At 32.5% G+C, this 3209-nt stretch carries 2 protein-coding genes; both read right to left on the reverse strand.

Going from position 1 to position 3209, the window contains the following annotated elements:
- Positions 1–272 precede the first annotated feature (272 nt).
- Positions 273–2546 (reverse strand): ABC transporter permease, encoded by a 2274-nt coding sequence (locus ACYQ21_RS15045; RefSeq protein WP_460059447.1) that lies wholly within the window; start codon positions 2544–2546, stop codon positions 273–275.
- Positions 2546–3082, reverse strand: coding sequence for an ABC transporter ATP-binding protein (locus ACYQ21_RS15050; protein ID WP_460059448.1), 537 nt, complete (start codon positions 3080–3082; stop codon positions 2546–2548). Before ACYQ21_RS15050 ends, ACYQ21_RS15045 begins: the two co-directional genes overlap by 1 nt.
- Positions 3083–3209: the final 127 nt, after the last annotated feature.

Genomic DNA, 3209 nt, shown 5'->3' on the forward strand with positions numbered 1-3209 from the left:
AAATTAGCTCTTTCTGCTTTGTCCCTCTCATCTGACTGTTTGTTAGACAAGAGATTATTTCTTCATTTTGGTCCATTGTGTTTTAATTGAGATATTATTCTTTTTTATAAAAGAGATACCAAGAAAACTCAGTACCAATATTAATAGACTTCTTTTCATATATTTCTCCTAAAAAATAAGTTTTTAGATGGATATTTTTATCTGCAACAGTAATAAATATCTTTACACCTTATACAATATTCTTAGTACATGTTACATATCGCTATCTTTCATCAGTCAACCCCTTTGAGTGCTTCAATCATATCCAATTTTTTTAGTCGTCTACTTATGAATAGTGTAGTACTCATCGAACATAGCACAACAATTATTGTAGATAGTAGTAAATTTAACCAAGTTATGTGGGAAGTATACTCTAAACGTATTGTGCTAAAAGTCTTGACGTATACATCCAAGAACCAAATTCCTAACGGAATGCCCAATAACCATCCGATAAAAGTAGTTCCCATATTTTCAAGCATTGTAGTATTACGTAATTCTTTTTTACTGAACCCTAAAACACTAAGCGTTGCATAATCCCTTGTCCGTTCAACAAAATTTAGTGAACCCAAATTATAGAGAACTATAACAACCAAGAGAACAGCAAAGCCAACAATCATCAGAAAAATACTCATGAGACTTGATACAAAATTTTTGGCATTTTCTTCTTGACGACTCATCTTAATTGCAGACACTAGATTTTTATCACTTTTAATTTCAAAAGGATAGTTATCTTTTCCAAACAACAATGTACTCGGAGAAAAAATTCCGTTTGCACTTTCAAAAGTTTTTTGAGTGATATAAGCACCTTGATTGGTTTCGCTTGTTATAATACCTTTAATCACAAATGTAAATTTCTGATTATCCAAATATGGCTTCACTTCAAGTTCTTGCCCAACCATTAGCTTAGCTCTTTCTGCAAATCCTTTTGTGACATAGACACCACCATTCTCAATTCCTTTCCCCTCCTCTGTCTTCATATCAATATAGTCTCCAGAACTAATAATAATCAATAAACGATTGTTTTCATCATCTGGTGTAAATCTTGCTTGTTTAATTTGAATCCATTGACCTTTTGGATAGTTATTTTTCACTTTATCATAATTATTAATATGGACTCGTGTATCATACTTAAAATCTTCATGATAGGCTTTATCTACTAAATGATTGATAGATTGTGGCATACCAATACCTGCAATCAAAAGCATCATACCCCCAGCAACTCCAATTATTCCCATTAGCATTCTAACTTTATTTGATAATGCATCACGAATTGCCCAACGTTGTTCAAAACGCAGTACTTTCCAAAATTTAGTTAGATACTCTAGGAATACTTTACTACCTATTTTCTGTGTATTCCCCCTTAAAAATTCAGCTGGCAATCCTCTAATTGCATTACGACTCGCTAAGTATGATGATAAAATACATATTGACAAAACAAACATTATCACCACTAGTGAACTAAAAGAGTAAGCAATCGTCCATGAGGGTAAGGAGAACATTGTTTTTTGTGTACTTAAAACAAACCAAGACATAAATGGTGACACACTCGCCCCTAATATAGCCCCACTACCTCCAACTAATATGCCAAAACTTGTATAATGCAGTCCTATCTTTCGATTAGAAAATCCTAGCGCTTTTAAAATAGCAATTTCTTTGACTTGTGTTTCAATCAGCCTACGAATTGTTGTATACATTGCTAAAATCGCTAATAATATAAAAATAAATGAAAAAAGATAAGATAGATTTTTTATTTGACCAACTCGATCAAGTGCATCTGAAACATCTACTAAAGTACTCCGATTATAATAAGTTACAAGCCTGCTACCTAGAATAGTCTCTATTTTTTCTCGTATTCCCTTTGTATTTCCTTTAATTTCAAGTAAATTTTCACTTCCTTGATAATGAAAGTCTTTTTTTAAAATCTCATCAGATATATATCCATACCCATAATTAGCATAATTTGGTGCAATAAACTCCTCCGTACCAGTATAATAGATTCGATCAGCAGATTGCACCAAACCTAACACTTTTAGTTTAATCGTCTGCCCTTGAAAATCTATTTTTACTGTATCACCTACTGATAGTTTGTTTTCTTTTGCATACTCTAAGTTCAACCAAAAACCTTGCGCTTCACTTTTAAGTTTTATGCCCTCTGTAACATAGGGAGTCGTAAGTTTTGAATTGAAAGTATCTAAATAAAGATATTTATCTTCTTCATCATTGTCACCAATTTTAACCTGAATTCTAGTATTCTCACCTGTATCTTTAATCCCTTTTAATGCCCTAATTTCTTGTATATCATCTTTCGTAAAACCAGTACTCATTACCCATGAATCCGCAAGGTTTGAATTATCAATATATTTATTCAAACTCACTTCAAGCCCATGCCATGCACCTTGAAGACCAACGAAAATAAGAACACTTAAAAAAGCCATTAAGAATACTGAAAAAAATTGTGTCCAATTTTTACGAAAATCCCTTCGTAATTTTATATTTAAAAATTCCACTACAATTCTACCTCCGAAATATTTACATGATGAGTATTTTCCTCAATAGAAGAAACTTTTCCATCATGTAGACGAATAACTTTGTGCGCCAATTTTGCAAACTCTAAATTGTGTGTTACCATTACAACTGCTGTTCCACTATTCTCAGCAGATTGACGTAATATTTCGATAATTTTAAGTCCAGTTACTGAGTCCAATGCTCCAGTAGGTTCATCACATAGTAATAATTGTGGTTGCTTTGCAAGCGCTCTTGCAATGGAAACACGTTGCATTTCACCACCTGACATTTGAGAAGGGAAATTATTTTTTCTGTGTGACAATCCAACACTTTCTAAACACTTTTCAGAAAATTCCTTATTATTTGTCAACTGTGCTGCAATGCCAACATTTTCCAAAGCAGTTAGACTAGGGATTAAATTATAAAATTGAAAGACAAAACCGATAATATCTCGTCGGTAAACAGATAGATTTTCTTCACTGAACATACTGATTTCTTCTCCATCAAAAAGAAATTTACCGCTTGTTGCTTTATCCATTCCTCCTCGTATAATATATTCTAGTAGTGATTAACCACTACGATTTTTACCTAATTGATATTAATTTTCACTTGACTACTGAGCCGTTTCTCAGAGATAATAGTTCTGGAATGGACTCACGGATTTT

Source organism: Pseudolactococcus yaeyamensis (assembly GCF_054658615.1).

What these genes read in the sequence shown, in the direction of transcription:
- ACYQ21_RS15050 (WP_460059448.1), bottom strand. Translation starts at nt 3,082, where the DNA reads ATGGATAAAGCAACAAGCGGTAAATTTCTTTTTGATGGAGAAGAAATC.